Origin of the sequence: Psychromonas algarum, from assembly GCF_004376845.1 — a bacterium.
GTDB lineage: Bacteria > Pseudomonadota > Gammaproteobacteria > Enterobacterales > Psychromonadaceae > Psychromonas.
This window is the reverse complement of record NZ_SNUW01000014.1, coordinates 1-21,159: the sequence shown is the minus strand read 5'-3', so window position 1 is coordinate 21,159 and position 21,159 is coordinate 1. Positions and strand designations below refer to the sequence as shown.

The window sequence follows — 21,159 nt, the reverse complement described above, 5'->3', positions numbered from 1 at the left end:
AGCTTTGTAATGCGCTGGTATTCAGTGGCGCATTTAAATTTCAATGAGTCATATTATTTAAATGTCACTAATTTATTAGTGAAAAAATTAAGTAATCTGATTTATAAAATAGATAGGAAACCAAATGGCAAATTCATTTGCATTAATATTAGTTCTTTTAACTTTAGTCACCGGGATAGTGTGGGTTATTGATAAAGTGAAATGGGCTAAAAAACGTAAGCTCGCTTATCAAGCATTACAAGAAAAATCTGAAGTCCCTTTAGATGATAAAACCTTAGCTAAAATGTATCCTGAAAATCCAATCGTTGAAAACGCGCGTAGTTTATTTCCCGTTATAGCCATTGTTTTTGTATTACGTTCATTTATTTATGAGCCATTCCAAATTCCATCAGGTTCAATGATGCCTACATTGCTGGTGGGTGATTTTATTCTTGTAGAGAAATTCTCATATGGGATTAAAGAGCCTATTTGGCAAAATACTATCATACCAACAGGCACACCTGAGCGTGGTGACGTTGCTGTTTTTAAATACCCAGAAGATCAACGAGTTGATTTTATTAAACGCGTTGTTGGTTTGCCTGGTGACCGTATTGTCTACAAAGACAAACAATTATATTTAATACCAGCCTGCGGTGAAGCAACTTGTGGTGATTATAAAAAACTAGATATGAATTTCTTAGGACAAGAAAGCTTTAAACATGAAAATGGATTAATGGATGTTTATAGTGAAATTTTGGGCAAAGGTGCGCATCAGTTATTGATTAATCCATCTCGACGCGATCAGGTAGCTGCTTATTATCAGCAAAAAGATGTTGCTACTTATGCTTATGAGTGGGTTGTTCCTGAAGGTAATTATTTTGTAATGGGTGATAACAGAGATAATAGCCGAGATAGTCGTTACTGGGGATTTGTTCCTGAACGTAATCTTGTAGGTAAAGCAGTTGCAAAATGGATCAGCTTTGAATTTGATCGTGGTGCTGATAGTTTCTTACCAAATTGGGTGCCAAGCAATGTGCGTTTTGAGCGTATAGGTAGTATTAAATGAACATGAAAGAAGAAGAATTAAAGCGATTAGAAAAACGAATTGGTTATCAGTTCTCTGACTTTTCATTGTTGAAGCAAGCGCTTACACATCGCAGTGCATTAGGTGACCATAATGAGCGTTTGGAATTTTTAGGTGATTCTATTTTAAGTTTTGCTATATCAACAGATTTATATAAACGTTTTCCTAAAGTTGATGAAGGTGATTTAAGCCGTATGCGTGCAACCTTAGTTTGTGGAAAAATGTTATCTGAAGTAGGGCGTGAATTTGTCTTAAGTGACTGCCTAATTTTAGGTCCTGGCGAATTAAAAAGCGGTGGCTTTCGTCGCGATTCTATTATTGCCGATGGTGTCGAAGCAATTATTGGTGCTGTTTTTTTAGATTCAAATATCGATACAGCGAATAAGTTAGTATTAAATTGGTTTGATAGCCGCCTTAACACAATCAAACCAGGGATTAGTCAAAAAGATCCTAAAACCCGATTACAAGAACATTTACAATCTCGCAAGCAAGCATTACCACTTTATGAAGTACTGGATGTTAAAGGTGAGGCTCACAATCAACAATTTACGATGAGTTGCACTATTGAAGGCATGCAAGCGGTACAGGGTAAAGGAACTAGTCGTCGTAAAGCGGAACAAGTTGCTGCTCAATCTATGCTAACTGCATTATTAGGTGAACAATAATGTTATTACTAAATAGTATTTATTTACCTGTATTCTTCACTTTAACTTTGATCTATTTAGGAGCTAAATAATGACTCAAAAATGTGGCCTAGTTGCCATCGTCGGGCGCCCTAATGTAGGAAAGTCGACTCTAATTAATGCATTACTTGGACAAAAAGTAAGTATTACTTCGCGTAAAGCACAAACAACACGTCATCGTATTTTAGGTATTGATACTGATGGTGATTATCAAACAATTTTTGTTGATACACCCGGATTACATATTGAAGAAAAACGTGCCATTAACCGTTTAATGAACCGTGCTGCATCAAGTTCAATTAATGATGTTGAAATGATTGTATTTGTTGTTGAAGGTACAAATTGGAATGCTGATGATGAGATGGTATTAAGAAAATTTGAATACTTAAAATGCCCGGTTATTCTTGCGGTTAATAAAATTGATAACGTAGAAGATAAAGAACTATTATTACCGCATCTACAAAAGATCGGTAAGCTTTATAATTTTGCTCATATTTTACCGATGTCAGCTAAGTCTGGTGATAACGTTGAAAAAATCCGTGAATGGGCAAAAGCTGTTTTACCTGAATCTGAATTCTACTTTCCAGATGATTACATCACCGATCGTTCTTCTCGTTTTATGGCATCTGAAATTGTACGTGAAAAATTAATGCGCTTTTTAGGTGACGAATTACCGTATTCAGTCACTGTTGAAATTGAACAATTTAAGCAAAAAGCGAATGGTTTATTACACATTAATGCCTTGATTTTAGTTGAGCGCGAAGGCCAAAAACGTATGGTGATTGGTAATAAAGGCGAAAAACTAAAAGCAATAGGTAAAAATGCACGAATTGATATGGAAGAATTATTTGATTCAAAAGTATTTTTAGAAATCTGGGTGAAAGTGAAGTCTGGTTGGGCGGATGATGATCGTGCATTACGCTCACTGGGTTATGGTGATGATTATAACGGTTAGAGCGTAGTATTCTTGTTAGTTCTTTTATTAGGAACTAACAGCCCAACTATTGTTTTAGTTGTTAATGATGGCGTAATTTATGTCTATTGAGTGCCACAATGCTTTTATATTACATCGCCGTCCTTATGGTGAAACGAGTCAGATAGTTGATCTGTTCTGTCAAGATATAGGTAAGGTAAGTTTAGTGTTTAAAGGTGGGCGTAGTAGTACACGCATGAAGCGTGGTATGGCGCAACCTTTTACATTATTACTGGCGAGTTACTTTGGTCGAGGAAGTTTAAAAACAGTTAAGTCATTAGAAGCACAGACTCAGGTTGTCCCATTGCATGGACAAAGATTGTATATTGCTATGTATATCAATGAGTTATTGTATCGGTTGTTACAAGCAGAAACTGCCTGCGATGGTTTGTTCGAATGTTATCAGCGTACATTAATTAGTATTGCTCGTGATGATGATCCACAAAAAGCATTGCGTCTTTTTGAGCTTACCTTATTAGAAACACTGGGTTATGGCGTTAACTTCGATCGTGATGTTTATAGCGATGAACTCATAGAGTCAGGTTTTCAATATCAATATAAGCAACAACTCGGGTTCTTTGCTAAACAAGCTATTTGTAACCCTCAACACGTTTATGATGGTGAAGACATTATTAACTTATCGCAACGTAAACTTGATACAGATACAACATTAAAAATGGCTAAGCGTTTTTGTCGTCAAGCATTGGCCGAATTATTAGGTGATAAACCGTTACATAGCCGCACTTTATTCGCAAGTAAATAACTTGTAATAAATCGTTTGCGGACAATTAAAGAGAATAAAGGAAAGAGCATGAGCAAAATATTATTGGGCGTGAATATCGACCATGTTGCAACACTTCGTAATGCACGTGGTACATGTTACCCAGAGCCTGCACATTTAGCAGCTGTGGCTGAAACCTCTGGGGCTGATGGGATCACTATTCATCTTCGTGAAGATCGCCGTCATATTCATGATCGTGATGTTGCGGTGCTTGCTCAAACATTACAAACTCGAATGAATCTAGAAATGGCAGTCACTGAAGAAATGGTTGAGATTGCAATTAAAACTAAACCTGCTTTTGTTTGTTTAGTACCTGAAAAACGTGAAGAGTTAACCACTGAAGGTGGTTTAGATGTCGTAGGTAATTTCGATAAAATTGCTGATGCTGTAAGTCGTTTAAATGCAGCTAACATTCAAGTTAGTTTATTTATTGATCCTGAAGAAGCTCAGATCGATGCAGCAGTAAAAATGAAAGCGGCTTATGTAGAGTTACATACAGGGCAGTATGCAGATGCTAAAAATGAAGACATTCAAGCAGCAGAATTAGCTCGAGTTGCTAAAGCTGCAACTTATGGGCATCAAGCTGGGATTAAGGTAAACGCAGGGCATGGTTTGAATTACCATAATGTTAAAGCAATTGCAGCATTACCTGAAATTATCGAATTAAATATTGGCCATGCAATTGTTGCTAGAGCATTAGTTGATGGCTTCTCTACTGCAGTGAGTGAAATGAAACGTTTAATGGTTGAAGGGCGTAATCAAAGTCTTTAAGTATTAATCACTTGCCAATTGTGAATAGCTATTAATTTACAGTTAGCAATTTCTATTCCTTATATTATACAAATCGCAGTAAATAGCGGATCTATTTTACTGGTTAAAAAAATCACTTCTTTATTATAAATTTCGTAAATGGAACAAACGTTTACGAAATTTATGTCTCGAATTGAATTGTTTTTTCTGTGTAAAACTTAGATCACATACTTAATGTAATTGGTATTATTTGTTTTCTTATTTTTTATAAGAGGTGCCCGTGATTTCAGATCTTTATATTGAGCAATTACGTCGCCAATTCCCCATTTTAGATCAACAAGTGAATGAGCATGCGCTTATATATCTTGATAATGCTGCCACCACTCAGAAACCTCAATTAGTCATTGATGCTATTTGTCATTACTACCAAACAAGTAATGCTAATGTTCATCGATCTAGCCATACGCTGAGTAATCAAGCAACTCAGTTATTTGAACAAAGCCGTGAAAAAGTACAACACTTTATTAACGCTAAACGTTCACAAGAGATTATTTGGACTAAAGGTACCACTGAAGGGTTTAACCTATTAGCGAATGTGTTTGCAGAGCAATTAAATGTAGGTGATGAAATCATCATTAGTGCTATAGAGCATCACGCTAATATTGTGCCTTGGCAAATACTTGCTAAGCAAACAGGTGCGATTATCAAGGTGATCCCATTAACTGATGAGCATGCTTTAGATATTCACGCCTATCAACAATTACTTTCAAATAAAACTAAGATAGTTACCGTTGCTCATGTGTCCAATGCATTAGGTATTGTTAATCCGATTAAAGAGATAATTGATTTAGCACATCAGTTTGATGCAAAAGTGATGATTGATGGGGCTCAAGCTATTGCTCATATAGGCGTTGATGTACAGCAATTAGATTGTGATTTTTACCTGTTTTCTGGGCATAAGCTATATGGTCCGACGGGTGTTGGTGTGTTGTATGGTAAGTATGATTTATTAGATCAACTTCCTGTGTGGCAGGGCGGTGGTGAAATGATCAAAACGGTGACTTTTGAAGAAAGCTCTTACAATCAACTACCTTTTAAATATGAGGCTGGCACACCCAACATCGCAGGTGCGATAGGATTAGGTGCTGCTATTGATTTTATGAATGAATTAGATGCTATTGCCAGCCAACAACATGAATTAAGATTAATCGAATATACCGAAAACGCATTGTCGCAAATATCTGAAATAGAGGTGTTTGCAAAAGGCGCTTATAAATCGGGATCCATTAGTTTTATCGTAAAAAATGAACACAGCGCAGACATCGCTATGTTATTAAATGCACAAGGAATTGCTGTTCGAAGTGGGACTCATTGTGCAATGCCATTAATGTCTGCATTGAATTGTAATGGGACGATCAGAGTCTCTTTCTCTATTTATAACACCTTAGATGAAGCGAAGATGTTTATTGAAGCCTTGAAAAAAGTGATTGCATTATTAGTGGATTAATCTTTCGAATTATCGTTTTTAGGAATTATTATGTCAGCAAACTTAACCCAATTATTATCCATCATGGAGCAATTAAGAACACCGAAAATAGGTTGTCCGTGGGATTTAAAACAAACTTTCGATAGTGTCGTTCCACATACCATTGAAGAAGCCTATGAAGTCGCTGATGCTATTGCGAATAAAGATTTTGATGATCTGAAAGGTGAATTAGGAGATTTATTATTTCAAGTTGTGTTTTATGCGCAAATGGCTAAAGAACAAGAACTCTTTGAATTTGACGACATTCTCGCAGTCTTAAATGAAAAGTTAATTCGTCGGCATCCACATGTGTTTTCTACTTCGGAGTTTACAACTGATGAAGAAATCAATGCAAATTGGGAAGCAGAGAAAGAAAAAGAGCGCCTTAAAAAAGCACAATCATTGAACGTAGAAGAAAGTATTTTAGATAATATCCCATTAGCTTTACCTGCTATGACTCGCGCATATAAGATTCAAAAGCGCGTGGCGAGTGTTGGATTTGATTGGACTGAATTAGAATCAGTTATTGCAAAAATTCATGAAGAAATAGATGAAGTATTAGTGGAAGTTAAACGAAAAGACTTAAATGCTGAAGAGCAAAAAGAGCGTATTGTCGATGAACTAGGAGATTTATTGTTTGCAAATATTAACCTTGTTCGTCATTTGAAAGCAAATCCAGAGCAAGTATTGAATCAAGCCAATCACAAATTCTCCTCACGTTTTCGTTTGGTTGAACAGCATGTTAAAGCATCAGGCAAAGAAATGGGTGATTGTACTTTAAATGAATTAGATGCGATCTGGAATGAAGTAAAAAAAGAACAGTTATAACGTGATTTTAGGCACTTCCGATAGATAGTTTTTTCTAAAACACTTTATTAACAATAAAGTGTTTTATTGTTTGTCGAAAATAATAGGGCTTGTTATACTACTATCCCATCTAAATGCTCAATTTTCTCCATTTTGATAAAACGGTCACACTTTAATAATTACACTTTACTTATTTATAAGTTGAGTTTTTTTGCTGTGTCATGTTTTTATTTACGGTGAAATGATACCAATCACATTAAGGTGTGATCTGCTATTGAGTGTAATTGGTATTAGAATTCTTTTTCTCATTGTTAATGGCTCAGGGTTAATATGACAACAAAATATATATTCGTAACAGGTGGTGTGGTTTCATCACTTGGTAAAGGTATTGCAGCGGGTTCACTTGCTGCAATTTTAGAAGCGCGCGGTTTAGACGTCACTATTCTAAAACTTGACCCATATATTAATGTTGATCCTGGGACAATGAGTCCAACTCAGCACGGTGAAGTTTTTGTAACTGATGATGGCGCTGAGACTGATCTAGATTTAGGTCATTACGAACGTTTTGTTCGCACCAAAATGACTAAACGTAATAACTTCACAACGGGACGCATATATTCTGACGTATTAGCTAAAGAGCGTCGTGGAGATTATTTAGGGGCAACTATTCAGGTTATCCCTCATATTACTAACGAAATTCAAGCCCGTGTTATTGCTGGTGGTGAAGGTCATGATGTTGCTATTGTTGAACTTGGTGGCACAGTAGGTGATATTGAATCACAACCATTTTTAGAAGCAATTCGTCAGTTAGGTTTAAAAGTGGGTCAAGAAAATGCAATGTATATGCATTTGACGCTTTTACCTTACCTAAAAACTGCTGGTGAAGTGAAAACTAAACCTACGCAACACTCTGTAAAAGAGTTGCGTAGTTTAGGTATTCAACCAGATATTCTTATTTGTCGTAGTGAAGTTAGCTTCCCTGCCAATGAGCGAGCAAAAATTGCTTTATTCTGTAATGTTCAAGAGAAATCAGTCATTTCATTACGTGATGTGGACTCTATTTATAAAATCCCAGCTTTATTAAAACAACAAGGTTTAGACCAAATTTGTGTTAATCGTTTTGGTTTAGACTGCCCTGAAGCAGATTTAAGTGAGTGGGAAAAAGTAGTTTCAGAAGAAGCAAATACAACCAGTGAAGTTGTTATTGGTATGGTGGGTAAATATATTGAATTACCAGACGCATATAAATCTGTAAACGAAGCATTAAAACACGGTGGTTTAAAAAATGCTGCATCAGTAAAAATTAAATATATTGATTCTCAAGATGTAGAAATCAAGGGCCTTTCAGTATTAGATGGTGTCGATGCTATCCTGATCCCTGGTGGCTTTGGTGAGCGTGGTGTTGAGGGTAAAATTCTAGCGGCACAATATGCTCGCGAAAATAAAATCCCTTACTTAGGTATTTGTTTAGGTATGCAAGTTGCTCTTATTGAGTTTGCTCGAAATGTTGCTGGGCTCACAAATGCACATTCAACTGAATTTGATGCAACTACAGAACAAGCCGTTGTTGGTTTAATTACAGAATGGATTGATAACACAGGCGAAGTTGAGCAACGTACTGAAAATTCTGATTTAGGTGGTACGATGCGAGTAGGTTCTCAGAAGTGTTACCTTGCTGATAATTCAAAAGTATTAGAAATGTACGGTAGTAAAGAGATTTTTGAACGTCATCGTCATCGTTACGAAGTAAACAATAATTTATTACCAATATTAGAAAAAGCTGGGCTAGCTGTTACTGGTTTGTCAGCAGATAAAAAATTAGTTGAAATCATTGAAAACCCAAATCATCCTTGGTTTGTTGCTGCACAATTCCACCCGGAATTTACATCAACACCTCGTGATGGACATCCGTTGTTTAAAGGTTTCATAAAAGCTGCGATAGATCATCAACAAGGACGATTTGAATAGTTTTTGTTGACCAGATCGCATTTTTTTGTTAAAAAATTACACAATATAGCGTTGCTTAATTACATGGCAACTCATAGAAATTTTGAAGTCTTATTTTTACTAAAATAAAGGAAAAATCATGTCAAACATAGTTAAAGTACTTGGTCGTGAAATCATGGATTCACGTGGTAACCCAACTGTAGAAGCGGAAGTTCATTTAGAAGACGGTTCTATCGGTATGGCTGCTGCGCCATCTGGTGCATCTACTGGTTCTCGTGAAGCACTTGAATTACGTGACGGCGACAAAGCACGTTACCTAGGTAAAGGCGTTCTTAAAGCTGTTGCAGCTGTAAACGGTCCAATCGCTGAAGCTCTTGCTGGTAAAGATGCATTAGCACAAGCTGAACTTGATCAAATCATGATCGACTTAGATGGTACTGAAAATAAAGCTAAGTTTGGCGCAAACGCTATTCTAGCTGTTTCACTAGCTGCTGCTAAAGCTGCTGCAATCTCTAAAAAAGTACCTCTATACGCTCACATTGCTGACTTAAACGGTACTTCTGGTGTTTACTCAATGCCTCTTCCAATGATGAACATCATCAATGGTGGTGAGCATGCTGATAACTCTGTAGATATCCAAGAATTTATGATCCAACCTGTTGGTGCTGCTACGTTCCGTGAAGGTCTACGTATGGGTGCTGAAGTATTCCATAGCCTAGCTAAAGTACTTAAAGCTGACGGTCATTCAACTGCTGTTGGTGATGAAGGTGGTTTTGCTCCTAACTTAGCATCTAACGAAGCTGCACTTGCTGCAATCAAAGTTGCTGTTGCAAACGCTGGTTACGAATTAGGTAAAGACATCACTTTAGCGATGGATTGTGCTGCATCTGAGTTCTACGACAAAGAAGCAAACATCTACGACCTTAAAGGTGAAGGTAAAAAATTCACTTCTGAAGAATTCAACTTCTTCCTTAAAGATCTTACTGAACAATACCCAATCGTTTCTATCGAAGATGGTCTTGACGAGTCTGACTGGGATGGTTTCGCACACCAAACTAAACTTCTTGGTGACAAAATCCAATTAGTTGGTGACGATCTATTCGTAACAAACACTAAGATTCTTAAACGTGGTATCGACAACGGTATTGCTAACTCAATCTTAATCAAATTTAACCAAATCGGTTCTTTAACTGAAACTTTAGCTGCAATCAAAATGGCTAAAGATGCTGGTTTCACTGCTGTTATCTCTCACCGTTCTGGTGAAACTGAAGATGCAACAATTGCTGACTTAGCTGTTGGTACTGCTGCTGGTCAAATCAAAACTGGTTCTCTAAGCCGTTCTGATCGTGTTGCTAAGTACAACCAACTTCTACGTATCGAAGAAGCTCTAGGCGCAGCTGCACCTTACAACGGTCTTAAAGAAGTTAAAGGTCAGTAATTCTTTAAATAGAATATGATTTTTAAATTTTAAGATTTAAATCCTCAACTTAGATTGGGGATTTTTTTTGCCTATCGTTTGGTAAATTAAGGCAGAAGCAACAAGTTGCCTAGGAGGTGTTATTTAGCGATTTTTAATTTATTCGTTAGGTGTATTTAGAAAATAACTTTTCATTGATGTTAGGTTATATCTTATTGAAGTTTGACAGAGTAAACTGCGGGCATTTATTTATCTGCTGTTTTATTTGGAAATATTTATGCCTCATTTAATTGATGTACTTGGATGGACAAGTGTCTTCTTCTATATTGTTTTATTAGTCTTTAATCGAATGAAAAATATGAGGATTGCATCATTTCTTTCTGTTGTTAATGATGTCGTTTGGGGCCTTATGATTGGTGTTATGCCAAAGGTATTATTAAACCTTGTTGTTGGAAGTGTTAATTTATATCGTTATATTTGTGATTTTACTAAATTATCAATTACAGCTACTCGTACAATATTAGTTATTATGGTCGTCTTTTTATTATATGCGACGTATTTTTCAATTAATGATTATCTTGCTAATCCGTCACTTGGTTTGTTATTAACTTGGGTTGATTTTGCCATTATATTGACGGCATTAAGTGTTAAAAAACTACGCCTTTTCCAAGCATTTATGTTGCTTTCTGCTTTTGTTGGCGCATATGCTTATTACCTATTAGGTATTGAACAGATGATTGTCATCAAAGCGATTGTAGCGATGATAATGACTCATAAGTTATTTATTCATCCTCATTTTCCAATCGTTGAACAAAAGCTACTTTTCTGGAAGAAATAATTTATTAATCATATGACGATTATCAATTTATTTTAGCAGGTCTGGTATATTTTAATTTTCCCATGAATATGGGATGATTGTTTCTTTTATATTGAGTTTAACACTATGCGTTTATTGCTATTTATCTTTATTTTTCTTTTTGCTGTGTTGCAATATCACCTCTGGTTTGGAAAAAATGGACTGCAAGATAATAGAGCGTTAGTTGAAGAAGTAAATATTGCTGTAGCTGGAAATGCTGAATTAGTAAATCGTAATCAAATGATGTTTTCTGAAATAGATGATTTAAAAACAGGAACAAATGCGATAGAAGAACGTGCTCGTAATGAATTAGGTTTGATTAAAGAGGGCGAAACATTTTTCCGTATTATACCGAAGGATGAAAGATAAATGCGTCAAGAAAGGTATAACGGATGAGTGAAATTTCTTTTTCAGTAGTGATCCCTGCAGCTGGGATCGGAAAACGTGTTGGTACAGAGATCCCAAAACAGTATTTAAATATTTTAAATAAAACAATCATAGAACATAGTATTACTCCGTTTCTAGCACACCCTGAGATAAAAAAAGTTGTTGTCTCTATTGCTGAAAATGATCAATGGTTTAGCCAATTAACTATAGCTCAACACCCTAAATTGGTTGTGGTTGAAGGTGGTAAAGAAAGAGTTGATTCTGTTTTTAATGCATTAAGTATTTTACCAGTTGATGAATACGTATTAGTGCATGATGCTGCGCGTCCTTGTATTCAGTTGTCTGATATTAATAAGCTTATTGCATACGTTAAAAAAGCTAAATGTGGTGCAATGTTAGCTTATAGAGTGCGTGACACTATGAAACGTAGTGATCAATCTAATCACATTTTACAAACGGTAGAACGACATAATTTATGGCATGCTTTAACTCCTCAATTATTTAAAAACCAACAGTTACTTGATGCCATTGTTAAAATTGAAGATCAGCATTTAATTACTGATGAAGCATCTGCCATTGAGATGGTAGGAGGGGATGTCACTATAATTGAAGGACGTAGTGATAACTTAAAAGTCACACAAGCTGAAGATCTTTTATTAGCTGAATTCTACCTTTCTAAATTTAATATCCCAGTTAAGGAAACAATATGATCCGAATTGGTCATGGTTATGATGTGCATAAGTTTGGTGGTGAAGGCCCAATTACAATTTCAGGTATAAAAATTCCTTATGAACAAGGTTTACTTGCTCATTCTGATGGGGATGTTGCAATACACGCTGTTTGTGATGCTATTTTAGGGGCCTTAGCCTTAGGAGATATAGGGCGTCATTTCCCTGATAATGATCCTGCTTATAAAGGAGTGGATAGTCGAAAATTACTTTCACAAGTCTATCAACTTGCTATCACAAAAGGTTATCGATTAGGTAATTTAGATATTACGATTATTGCGCAAGCACCTAAAATGTCTCCTTATATTGATGCAATGCGTGGTGAGTTATCTGGTTTATTAAATACAGACATTGGTAATGTGAATGTCAAAGCAACAACCACTGAACAATTGGGGCCTATGGGGCGCAAAGAAGGGATCGCAACACACGCTGTTGTCATCTTATTAAAGGAAGCCTAATGAGCGATGTATCGCTAGAGAAAATGATTTATCCATTGGATTTTAACTACTTGTATGGCAAACCAAGCTGTACCGCTCGGTTTAAACAATATTGTGAAGACTTCAAAGTAGAAGAGCATTTAGGTTTTGAACTCACAGGTGAAGGTGAGCATGTTTGTTTATGGGTTAAAAAAATTGGTGAAAATACTGATTATTTAGCGCGTCAATTAGCTAAATTCGCAGGTATTGCCGCTAAGAATGTAAGTTATGCTGGTTTAAAAGATCGACAAGCTGAAACGTATCAATGGTTTTCTTTGTATATTCCAGGAAAAGTAACACCAGATTTTAATGAATTTGAGTTACCAGGGGTCACCATTTTAAAAGTGATTCGCCATAATAAAAAACTACGGACAGGTTGTTTAACTGGCAACTCATTCTCTATTGTACTACGCGAGGTATCTGATAAAGAAAGTTTGCAAATAGTATTAGATAAAATACAGCAAGGTGTGCCTAATTATTTTGGTAATCAACGTTTTGGCTTTGATGGCCATAACGTTAATGCAGCATTACAACTTTTTAATGGTCGGAAAGTAAAAGATCGTTTTAAACGAGGTATGTATTTGAGCGCAGCAAGAAGCTATTTATTTAATTGTGTTATCTCACAACGAATTAGTGATAACTTACAGTCAACTCCTCTTTTAGGTGATTGTGTTCAATTTGTTGCTAATCGTTCATTTTTTCCTTTACCTGATTTATCAGAGCAAACGTTACAACGTTTGACTACTCGAGAAGTATGTTTAACAGCGCCTTTATGGGGGGCTGGTGAATTAACTTCATGCGATGATGCAAAACAGTATGAGCTAGATTGTTTGAGTTCATTTGCAGCACTACAAGTTGGATTAGCGAAGGAAGGTTTAAAACAAGAACGTCGTCCTTTATTATTAATACCGGAAAAATTTAATTATCAATGGTTAGATGAAAATAAGGTGACAATTGATTTTTACTTGCCTGCTGGATGCTATGCAACGAGCATTATTCGAGAACTCATTGAGATGAATGCATGATGTTATTGATTAGTAATGACGATGGTGTTCGAGCTCCGGGCTTATTAGCTTTACAGCAACAGTTAAGTAAAATAAACGAAATTAAAACCTTAGTTGTTGCACCTGAACGTAATCATAGTGGTGCGAGCAACTCATTAACACTGGATCAACCATTAAGAAAACAGCATTTAGAGAATGGTTTTATTTCAGTTAATGGGACTCCTACAGACTGCGTGCATCTCGCGCTTAATATATTATGTGAGAGCATGCCCAAGCTAGTTGTGTCGGGTATTAATGCGGGTGCTAATATGGGGGATGATGTTTTATATTCTGGTACGGTTGCTGCTGCAATGGAAGGACGCTTTTTAGGTTTACCTGCGATTGCAGTTTCATTAGTAGGAACAACACATTATGAAACGGCTGCTCTCTATACAAAAAAAATAGTGGAGCATCTGTTAGCCTCTCCTATATCACAACAACAAATACTTAATATTAATGTGCCAGATTTACCTTTTGAAAATATTAAAGGTATAAAAGTTACTCGTTTGGGAAAACGGCATCAAGCTGAAATGATTGAAGAAAGTATAGATCCAAGAGGGCGTGAAATTTTTTGGGTAGGGCCTCCGGGCAATATAGCTGATGCAGGAGAGGGGACTGATTTTCATGCTATTGAGCATGGTTATATCTCTATTACTCCTATTAAAGTTGATTTAACAGCTACTGAACAATTACCTATTTTAGAACAATGGTTAAGTGCATTTTAATATCCTTGTCTTATCCATTTCAATATTTATTAAAAGAGAGATTAAGTGAAAATATTTGCTCCGTTATATGAAAAAGTAATGCTTTGGTCAAAACATAAATATGCTCCGTTTTATTTATATTTAACAGCATTTGTAGAATCCATTTTTTGGCCTATTCCTGTGGATATAATGCTTGCTCCAATGGCTTTAGCTAAGCGCAAACGTGCTTGGCATTATGCTTTAGGTGCAACCATGTTTTCAGTCTTAGGTGGTGCAGTTGGCTACTATTTAGGAAGTGTTTTATATGATCCTGTTGTTCTTCCATTTATTGATATGATGGGGTATCAAGATAAAATGATCACCGCTCAATCATGGTTTAATGAATGGGGGATCATGGTTATCTTTATTGCTAGTTTTACGCCTATTCCTTTTAAAGTTTTCACTATTACTGCTGGTGCCATGAGTATGCTCTTTTGGCCATTTGTATTAACTGCTTTTATTGGCAGAGGGTTACGCTTTTTCTTGGTGGCTGGCCTAATGGTATTAGGCGGTGAGAAAATGGAAGCTAAATTAAGTCAATATATCGATCAACTCGGTTGGTTAACTATTTTTGCGGCAATTGTGCTGTATTTTATTTTGAAGCATTAAGTTTATTGTGAAAACTATATCATTTATTTTTGTGTTATTTGTACTAACTGCCTGCTCCTCGCATAGTAGCAGAGCGCCTGTATATGATGTTAAATCACATCAAGGTAGTCGACCGTCTGTATATTCATCTACTGAAGAATATGTAGTTAAATCCGGAGATACTTTATATGGCATTGCTTGGCGTACCGATAGTGATGTAGAAGCTTTAATTCAACGTAATAATTTGAAACCACCTTATCTGATCAGGACTGGACAAGTATTAAAATTACAAGAAAGCAATAATAAAACAGCATCCCATTCACAAAAAACACATAAACCAGGCGCTACAAGTTGCACAGGTCAAAGCTGTAAACAAAATATCAAAAGTAGGGTTGTTAAAAACGCCTCAAACGAATATTCTGCTAACAAGGTCGTTGAAAAAAACGCCACAAAACAACAGTCTAGTCAGCAAGAAAATAATGAAAAGGTGAGTGATTGGCAATGGCCGAGCAAGGGTCGATTAACAAAGACTTTTGGTAGCTCTTCACAGGGTATGAAAGGGATCTCAATTTCTAATGCCCGTGGGACACCTATTTATGCAGCTTCTGCTGGTAAAGTGGTTTATGCAGGTAGTGGATTGAGAGGATATGGCAATCTGATCATTATTAAACATAACCATGACTACTTAAGTGCCTATGCACATAATGAAAAAATATTAATAAAAGAAAATGAACTGGTTAAAGTAGGCCAAAAAATAGCTCTTATGGGAGACAGCGGTACTCGTAGTGTTGGATTACATTTTGATATCCGTTACCGTGGTAAGTCTGTGGACCCATTACGTTATTTACCTAAAAGATAATATTTTATGTCTGAATGGGGAAAGCGTTTATTAGCAACATATAAAATAATAAGGCCTACATGAAATAATTGTTCATCAAAATATTAAGCGTTATTAAGGGAGTGTTAACTATGGTCGGGAAAACGGCAATTAATACAAATAATACTGAGCTAAATAATTATAATGACAGTCTTGTCATTGATGACGATATTGAAGAAAAAGTGATCGCCGAAAAACCTGAAGAAGTTGAACGTTTTGCTGCTGGCGTTGATTATAAAGCCATGGATGCAACGCAAATGTACTTAGGAGAAATTGGTTACTCTCCTTTATTAACTGCTCCCGAAGAAGTTTATTACTCTCGAAAATCACAGCGCGGTGATGAAGTTGCGCGTAAACGTATGATTGAAAGTAATTTACGTCTCGTTGTTAAAATATCACGTCGTTATAATAATCGAGGATTATCATTACTTGATTTAGTTGAAGAAGGTAATTTAGGGTTAATTCGTGCTGTTGAGAAGTTTGATGCTGAAAAAGGATTTCGCTTTTCAACTTATGCAACTTGGTGGATACGTCAAACGATTGAACGTGCAATCATGAACCAAACCCGTACGATCCGATTACCTATTCATATCGTTAAAAAATTAAATGTATACTTGCGAACAGCACGGGAACTAGCACATAAATTAACCCACGAACCTACCCCTGAAGATATTGCAAAAGAGCTTGATGTATCAGCTAAAGAAGTTTCTAAAATTCTAAAACTAAACGAACGTATTAGCTCTGTCGATACACCGATTGGTAATAGTTCAGACAAAGAATTATTGGATATCATTCCTGATAGTAATGACTGTACACCAGAAAATGAATTACAAACCAATGATATGAAACTGCGTATAGTTGAGTGGTTAGAGGATTTAAATCCTAAACAACGCGAAGTATTAGCTCGTCGTTTTGGTTTGCTAGGTTATGAAGCTGCTACTTTAGAAAATGTGGGGAAAGAGATTGGTTTAACACGTGAGCGTGTTCGTCAAATCCAAGTTGAGGCGCTAAAAGCATTACGAGATGTTTTATCTCAACAAGGTTTATCTATTGATGCTTTATTTCAATATGATTTATAAATCTACTTTTTAATACTTTAAAAAAACGCATCCAGTGGATGCGTTTTTTAGTTTATCTCTTAATAATATTTATTCTGCTGTAAGCACCTAATACCTATCGTAGTAAATCACATCGTTATTTAATACATAGCCACTTAATGTGATAGGTATAAGTGTTTCAATAAATTTATGCAATCTCCGACTCAGATAAACTGAAAGAAGAGTCAATTTCACGTAACTCCTTTGCTAATAAAAGCTGGGCTTTAATATTTTCAATTTCACGCCACTTACGAGGTGCTGCTTTACGTTTCACAGGAGTGTGGAAGAGGCTATCATTGATAATTTCCGTATCATTTAATTGAATTTGTCTCATATCATTTCCTTAAATATTACATTCCAAGAGTGTGTGTATATTGCATACAATAATGATTATAGATGACATTTTTATTACGCTAGTATGATGTTTTAATTAATTGCTTAATCGGTATGTACATCACTATTTCTTAATATTACAAACATCAGGTTATTATCAATAAATTGTATTATCTTCTATGCTGAAAGACTCACTTTAAATAAGTATAGGGGGAGTCCTTATCTTTCGTTATAAAGGCTTTACGTTTATAGAGTTAATTATCTCGCTTATTATCTTAGGGATTGTTGTTGCAATCTCTACGGTTTCCTACCAAGGTTTAATTGCTAACCAGACGTTGACTCATCGAATAGATCAGATTTATTACACACTGCAACTTGTTAAAACAGAGGCAGTTAAACGTAATAACAAAATATATGTACGTTTTTGTCAGCAACAAAGTATTTGGAAAATGGGAGTTAGTGAACAATCAAATTGTGATTGTTTTAGTGAAAATTCGTGTCAATTAGATGGTATTGAAAAAGTATATGATTTAGCTGATGGGAAAATCTTATCAATAGATGCTGATAAGTTAACTTTTGCTGGGAAAGAAGCTTCTTATGGCGCGTTACGTTTTAGTGTAGAAAGTGGCACAATCACTATCAGTAATAGTCAACAAAATTCATTATCAGTTATTCAAAGCGCCATGCGTTTAAGAGTTTGTGCTCCTAATAAAAGTCAATTAGGTTACCCAAAATGTTAGGCTGCCATAATAAAAAATCAGGTTTTACATTAATAGAGATTCTGATTTCATTATTATTAGGTTCTGTTTTGCTGGCAATGGTGATCAGCTTATATGTCACTAATGTAACAGCGAGTGCCAAAGCACTTAAATTTTCACGCCTTCGTACTGATTTACAAGCTTTAGTTGCTTTAATGGAAGAAGATATTCGCCGCGCTGGTTATGGCGGAAATGAATATATGGTTGGGGCTGGTAAAGCAAAGGTGATTGACTCAATTAATAGTACTACGCAAAAATGTATTGTTTATGCATATAACTATGATCAAACAGACAGTGCAACAACTTCCCATTTTATGGCCTTTCGTTATTCTATTAAGAATAAAAGTGTACAATTTGGTAAGCGGGTTGATATCCAAGCAAGTAATTGTTTCAGTAGCGGGACTTGGGTAAATTTAACATATCCTGAATTTGTAAAAGTGACTGAATTAAGTTTTGTTGAAAGTGTGGTTTCTAATGCTCAGGTGACTATTCGTAGTGTAGATATTCATGTTGCAGCAGAGCTTGTTGCTAATAGTGATTATAAACATCAGTTACAAACTCGTATTCAAGTACGTAATAGAGAATTTCATTAAATTGTTTAGCCTATCTTTGAACTGTCATTAAGGTTGTAATACCTATAATCTTCATTTTTATTTTAGTTTGAGAGCAATTTTTATCTTTGAACTTAAATTCAATACCGTCGTTATTTTTATAAGCACAGGAAGTCAGAATTGCATATCTCAGCTAAATATTGGTTAACGACTTATTTTGTTTTTTTCTTTTTTATATGGGGGATATTCTTACCATTTTGGGGAATATGGTTAGCAGATAAAGGTGTTAGCCCTGAACAAATAGGCACATTATTTTCGCTGGGATTATTATTACGTTTTGCTAGTAATCTAGGTTTGTTACCACGTCTTAAAACAGCCAATGCTCCATTGCAACTTATCTCTTATTTAAGCTTTAGTATCTTTCTTTGCTTATTGGTTTTAGTTTACTTCCAAGGTTGGTATGCACTGGCTGCATTAACTTTATTGCTCAATTTTTTAATGGCACCAATGGTTCCGTTGGGGGATATTGTAGGTACTCGATTAGTTAAACAAATCCAAATTAATTATGGGCAGGTGCGTTTATGGGGATCGGTTAGTTTTATCGTAGGTTCAACTTTTATTGGTTGGACGATCACTGAGTATGGCCATGAAAGTATTCTCTGGCTGATGATTGTGGCTAGCTTTTGTATCTACTGTTTAAGTTTGATAAAGCTTAACCCACAATTACAAGAGCAAGATGATAACTCCAAAGGCAATAACAGAGGTTTATTTTTATTATTAAAGCAACCGAGTGTTATCTATTTCTTATTGATCGTTGGGTTAATACAGGGCAGTCATGCTGCTTATTATGCATTTAGTGCCTTGTATTGGGATTCCATGGGGATTTCTGAATTTGATATTGCTTTATTTTGGGGGATGGGAGTTTGTGCTGAAGTTTTATTAATGCGTTTTAACGATAAATGGTTTAAGCGCTGGAGTATTAAACAAATGATCTTACTTGCATTAATTGCTGGGATAATACGTTGGGGTGTTTTATCGCAAACAACCGACTTTACTTTGTTAATGTTACTACAGACTTTTCATGCATTCACTTTTGCACTTGCTCATCTTGCTGCTATGCGCTTTATTGCATTACAGTCTGATCACTTGATGGTGGGATATCAAACTTTATATTCGAGTGTTGCGTTAGGGTTAATGATGGCTTTATTAACATTTCTTTCTGGTTGGATATACATTCCTCAACAAAGCACTATATTTTTGTGGATGGTTATCATTTTATTACCCGTTTTCATTTTTTTAAAGAAGTGGCGTGTAGAATAAGCATCATTATTAAGCTTTTAAAGCCATTAGGTTGAGTTTTTATATTTAATCCCCATCTAATAGGGGTGATCTTTTATTAATTGGGGTAGTTATGTTTGCACGATTGTTTTTAATCTTTACCGGTGTTTCTTTATTAGAGATATATGTTTTAGTTAAAGTGGGTGGCTTTTTAGGTGCTTGGCCAACTGTTTTATTGGTCATTGTGTCTGCATTAGTTGGTTCTGCATTAGTACGCAGTCAAGGTTTACAGTTAGTGCGAGAGTTACAACGCCGTATGGCTGCAGGTGAAATGCCTGGGCAACAATTAATCGAAGGCATCATGTTAATTATTACAGGTGTGTTATTAGTGACCCCTGGTTTTGTCACTGATCTCTGTGGTTTATTATTATTAGTACCTAGTATTCGCGCCAACATTGCTAAAGCTTTGATGGCAAATGTTAAATTTTCATCTGCAACAATGGGTGGTTTTTCTCAACAAGGTTTTACTCAAAAAAATCAAGATGATGACTCGGTCATTGAAGGTGAGTTTGAACGTAAAGAAGAAAAAAGAATTGATTGATATTTGACTTTTGTTATACGTATTATTTTGATGGTAGTCACATAAGTCACTATTGCAGTTGATAATTGATCGATAAAGCGTATGTTTTATGACAAATTATGTCATAGTAATAAAAGTGTCATGTTAACAAAGTAATATGCGCATTAAATTATTCACTTCATATTATGAATAAAACAAAAATAATAAAAGGGATGACGATGAAAGTTAATCGTTCAATTACATTAAGAAGTTTTAAAAAGTATCAACCTCGTCAAATAGCTAAATTTGTTAAGGGTTTTTTTAATGGCCGTATATTTATTGCTGGCCTAGGTCGATTTAGAGTTGTAGATGGAAAAGTTGTTGCCTATAAACATGTTAATAAAGAGCATAAAGTACTTATAGCTGTTAGTGAAATAAATAAAGTGGTTTCTGAGCTTTCACGTTCTAAAACAGTGTCTATCTAGTTTAATATCGAACGCAACTTCTTTAAGGATGAATAAGTTGCCAAGCCTTTTTCTCCTTCCCAAATTTAATGATTAATCTCTCAATTTTCTATTTTCTATATGCTGCTTTGATAAGTGTAAATAATACTCATTATTAAAATGACACAAATCAATATTCATTTCTTACTTCCTGATTAGACTCACTTTTATCCAATACGGAGATTGTCCATCAAAAGGAAAAGATGATGAAAAATAAAATTATACTGACTGCTTTATTATTAACTTCACCCTTAACTTTTTCTCAAGAAACAACAGTTATTAATGGTTTAGATTTTGGTCCGTTAGCTAATACCAATTCCGTTAATTAAGTTTCCAATTTAGTCCAGTCTCTAAAGCATAATGAAATGACTCGGCTTGTGTCTTCGCAGAAGCTGTTCCAAGCCCTACAACATTGATCGACTATGTCGTTATAATC

At 35.4% G+C, this 21,159-nt stretch carries 25 protein-coding genes and 1 pseudogene; 25 read left to right on the top strand and 1 reads right to left on the bottom strand.

Features of this window, described 5'->3' with window-relative positions; genetic code table 11:
• Nucleotides 1-124: 124 nt before the first annotated feature.
• From lepB to rpoS, 18 genes are all read left to right on the top strand, one after another.
• Nucleotides 125-1,045, top strand: coding sequence for a signal peptidase I (gene lepB, locus E2R68_RS12295; RefSeq protein WP_134277982.1), 921 nt, complete (start codon nucleotides 125-127; stop codon nucleotides 1,043-1,045).
• Nucleotides 1,042-1,728, top strand: coding sequence for a ribonuclease III (gene rnc / locus E2R68_RS12290; protein ID WP_134277981.1), 687 nt, complete (start codon nucleotides 1,042-1,044; stop codon nucleotides 1,726-1,728). Before lepB ends, rnc begins: the two co-directional genes overlap by 4 nt.
• Nucleotides 1,729-1,798: 70 nt before the next feature.
• Complete coding sequence (era, locus tag E2R68_RS12285) at nucleotides 1,799-2,701, top strand: GTPase Era (protein ID WP_134277980.1); 903 nt, start codon at nucleotides 1,799-1,801, stop codon at nucleotides 2,699-2,701.
• A 79-nt stretch (nucleotides 2,702-2,780) separates the two neighbouring features.
• On the top strand, nucleotides 2,781-3,482 hold the full coding sequence (gene recO / locus E2R68_RS12280; RefSeq protein ID WP_134277979.1) for a DNA repair protein RecO: 702 nt from the start codon (nucleotides 2,781-2,783) through the stop codon (nucleotides 3,480-3,482).
• Between the two features lie 48 nt (nucleotides 3,483-3,530).
• On the top strand, nucleotides 3,531-4,271 hold the full coding sequence (pdxJ, locus tag E2R68_RS12275; protein WP_134277978.1) for a pyridoxine 5'-phosphate synthase: 741 nt from the start codon (nucleotides 3,531-3,533) through the stop codon (nucleotides 4,269-4,271).
• A 259-nt stretch (nucleotides 4,272-4,530) separates the two neighbouring features.
• Nucleotides 4,531-5,757, top strand: coding sequence for an aminotransferase class V-fold PLP-dependent enzyme (locus tag E2R68_RS12270; RefSeq protein ID WP_134277977.1), 1,227 nt, complete (start codon nucleotides 4,531-4,533; stop codon nucleotides 5,755-5,757).
• A gap of 30 nt (nucleotides 5,758-5,787) precedes the next feature.
• Nucleotides 5,788-6,603, top strand: coding sequence for a nucleoside triphosphate pyrophosphohydrolase (gene mazG / locus E2R68_RS12265; RefSeq protein ID WP_134277976.1), 816 nt, complete (start codon nucleotides 5,788-5,790; stop codon nucleotides 6,601-6,603).
• A 309-nt stretch (nucleotides 6,604-6,912) separates the two neighbouring features.
• On the top strand, nucleotides 6,913-8,550 hold the full coding sequence (gene pyrG / locus E2R68_RS12260) for a CTP synthase (RefSeq protein WP_134277975.1): 1,638 nt from the start codon (nucleotides 6,913-6,915) through the stop codon (nucleotides 8,548-8,550).
• A 118-nt stretch (nucleotides 8,551-8,668) separates the two neighbouring features.
• Nucleotides 8,669-9,967, top strand: a complete 1,299-nt coding sequence (gene eno / locus E2R68_RS12255; protein ID WP_134277974.1) for a phosphopyruvate hydratase — start codon at nucleotides 8,669-8,671, stop codon at nucleotides 9,965-9,967.
• A gap of 256 nt (nucleotides 9,968-10,223) precedes the next feature.
• A complete protein-coding gene (locus tag E2R68_RS12250; RefSeq protein WP_243834680.1) occupies nucleotides 10,224-10,784 on the top strand; it encodes a phosphopyruvate hydratase in 561 nt (186 codons plus the stop codon).
• Nucleotides 10,785-10,889: 105 nt separating this feature from the next.
• Nucleotides 10,890-11,171 (top strand): cell division protein FtsB, encoded by a 282-nt coding sequence (gene ftsB / locus E2R68_RS12245; RefSeq protein ID WP_134277973.1) that lies wholly within the window; start codon nucleotides 10,890-10,892, stop codon nucleotides 11,169-11,171.
• A gap of 23 nt (nucleotides 11,172-11,194) precedes the next feature.
• Complete coding sequence (gene ispD, locus E2R68_RS12240) at nucleotides 11,195-11,899, top strand: 2-C-methyl-D-erythritol 4-phosphate cytidylyltransferase (RefSeq protein WP_134277972.1); 705 nt, start codon at nucleotides 11,195-11,197, stop codon at nucleotides 11,897-11,899.
• Entirely contained in the window at nucleotides 11,896-12,375 is a 480-nt protein-coding gene (gene ispF, locus E2R68_RS12235; protein ID WP_134277971.1) for a 2-C-methyl-D-erythritol 2,4-cyclodiphosphate synthase, read from the top strand. The genes ispD and ispF overlap by 4 nt, the downstream gene beginning before the upstream one ends.
• Nucleotides 12,375-13,418 carry a tRNA pseudouridine(13) synthase TruD gene (gene truD / locus E2R68_RS12230; protein WP_208380236.1) on the top strand — a complete coding sequence of 348 codons (1,044 nt, stop codon included), beginning with the start codon at nucleotides 12,375-12,377 and terminating at the stop codon, nucleotides 13,416-13,418. The genes ispF and truD overlap by 1 nt, the downstream gene beginning before the upstream one ends.
• Complete coding sequence (surE, locus tag E2R68_RS12225; RefSeq protein ID WP_134277970.1) at nucleotides 13,415-14,161, top strand: 5'/3'-nucleotidase SurE; 747 nt, start codon at nucleotides 13,415-13,417, stop codon at nucleotides 14,159-14,161. The genes truD and surE overlap by 4 nt, the downstream gene beginning before the upstream one ends.
• A 45-nt stretch (nucleotides 14,162-14,206) precedes the next feature.
• Complete coding sequence (locus E2R68_RS12220; protein ID WP_166738854.1) at nucleotides 14,207-14,788, top strand: YqaA family protein; 582 nt, start codon at nucleotides 14,207-14,209, stop codon at nucleotides 14,786-14,788.
• A gap of 7 nt (nucleotides 14,789-14,795) precedes the next feature.
• Nucleotides 14,796-15,626, top strand: coding sequence for a peptidoglycan DD-metalloendopeptidase family protein (locus E2R68_RS12215; protein ID WP_134277969.1), 831 nt, complete (start codon nucleotides 14,796-14,798; stop codon nucleotides 15,624-15,626).
• 110 nt (nucleotides 15,627-15,736) lie between these two features.
• Nucleotides 15,737-16,723, top strand: coding sequence for an RNA polymerase sigma factor RpoS (gene rpoS, locus E2R68_RS12210; RefSeq protein ID WP_134277968.1), 987 nt, complete (start codon nucleotides 15,737-15,739; stop codon nucleotides 16,721-16,723).
• 166 nt (nucleotides 16,724-16,889) lie between these two features.
• Here the strand turns inward: rpoS and E2R68_RS12205 are convergent, their stop codons facing one another.
• Nucleotides 16,890-17,075 (bottom strand): DUF3545 family protein, encoded by a 186-nt coding sequence (locus E2R68_RS12205; protein WP_134277967.1) that lies wholly within the window; start codon nucleotides 17,073-17,075, stop codon nucleotides 16,890-16,892.
• Nucleotides 17,076-17,274: 199 nt separating this feature from the next.
• Here E2R68_RS12205 and E2R68_RS14220 point away from each other — a divergent pair.
• The 7 genes and pseudogenes from E2R68_RS14220 to E2R68_RS14215 form a co-directional block, all read left to right on the top strand.
• Nucleotides 17,275-17,367: pseudogene (locus tag E2R68_RS14220) on the top strand (prepilin-type N-terminal cleavage/methylation domain-containing protein); the annotation flags it as partial.
• 42 nt (nucleotides 17,368-17,409) lie between these two features.
• Nucleotides 17,410-17,814, top strand: a complete 405-nt coding sequence (locus E2R68_RS12200) for a GspH/FimT family protein (RefSeq protein ID WP_243834679.1) — start codon at nucleotides 17,410-17,412, stop codon at nucleotides 17,812-17,814.
• Nucleotides 17,808-18,425 (top strand): prepilin-type N-terminal cleavage/methylation domain-containing protein, encoded by a 618-nt coding sequence (locus E2R68_RS12195; protein WP_134277965.1) that lies wholly within the window; start codon nucleotides 17,808-17,810, stop codon nucleotides 18,423-18,425. The genes E2R68_RS12200 and E2R68_RS12195 overlap by 7 nt, the downstream gene beginning before the upstream one ends.
• Nucleotides 18,426-18,563: 138 nt before the next feature.
• On the top strand, nucleotides 18,564-19,703 hold the full coding sequence (locus E2R68_RS12190; RefSeq protein ID WP_134277964.1) for a 3-phenylpropionate MFS transporter: 1,140 nt from the start codon (nucleotides 18,564-18,566) through the stop codon (nucleotides 19,701-19,703).
• A gap of 91 nt (nucleotides 19,704-19,794) precedes the next feature.
• Complete coding sequence (locus E2R68_RS12185; RefSeq protein ID WP_134277963.1) at nucleotides 19,795-20,262, top strand: FxsA family protein; 468 nt, start codon at nucleotides 19,795-19,797, stop codon at nucleotides 20,260-20,262.
• A gap of 197 nt (nucleotides 20,263-20,459) precedes the next feature.
• A complete protein-coding gene (ytfK, locus tag E2R68_RS12180) occupies nucleotides 20,460-20,705 on the top strand; it encodes a DUF1107 family protein (protein WP_134277962.1) in 246 nt (81 codons plus the stop codon).
• A 224-nt stretch (nucleotides 20,706-20,929) separates the two neighbouring features.
• Nucleotides 20,930-21,052 (top strand): hypothetical protein, encoded by a 123-nt coding sequence (locus tag E2R68_RS14215; RefSeq protein ID WP_279587482.1) that lies wholly within the window; start codon nucleotides 20,930-20,932, stop codon nucleotides 21,050-21,052.
• Nucleotides 21,053-21,159: the final 107 nt, after the last annotated feature.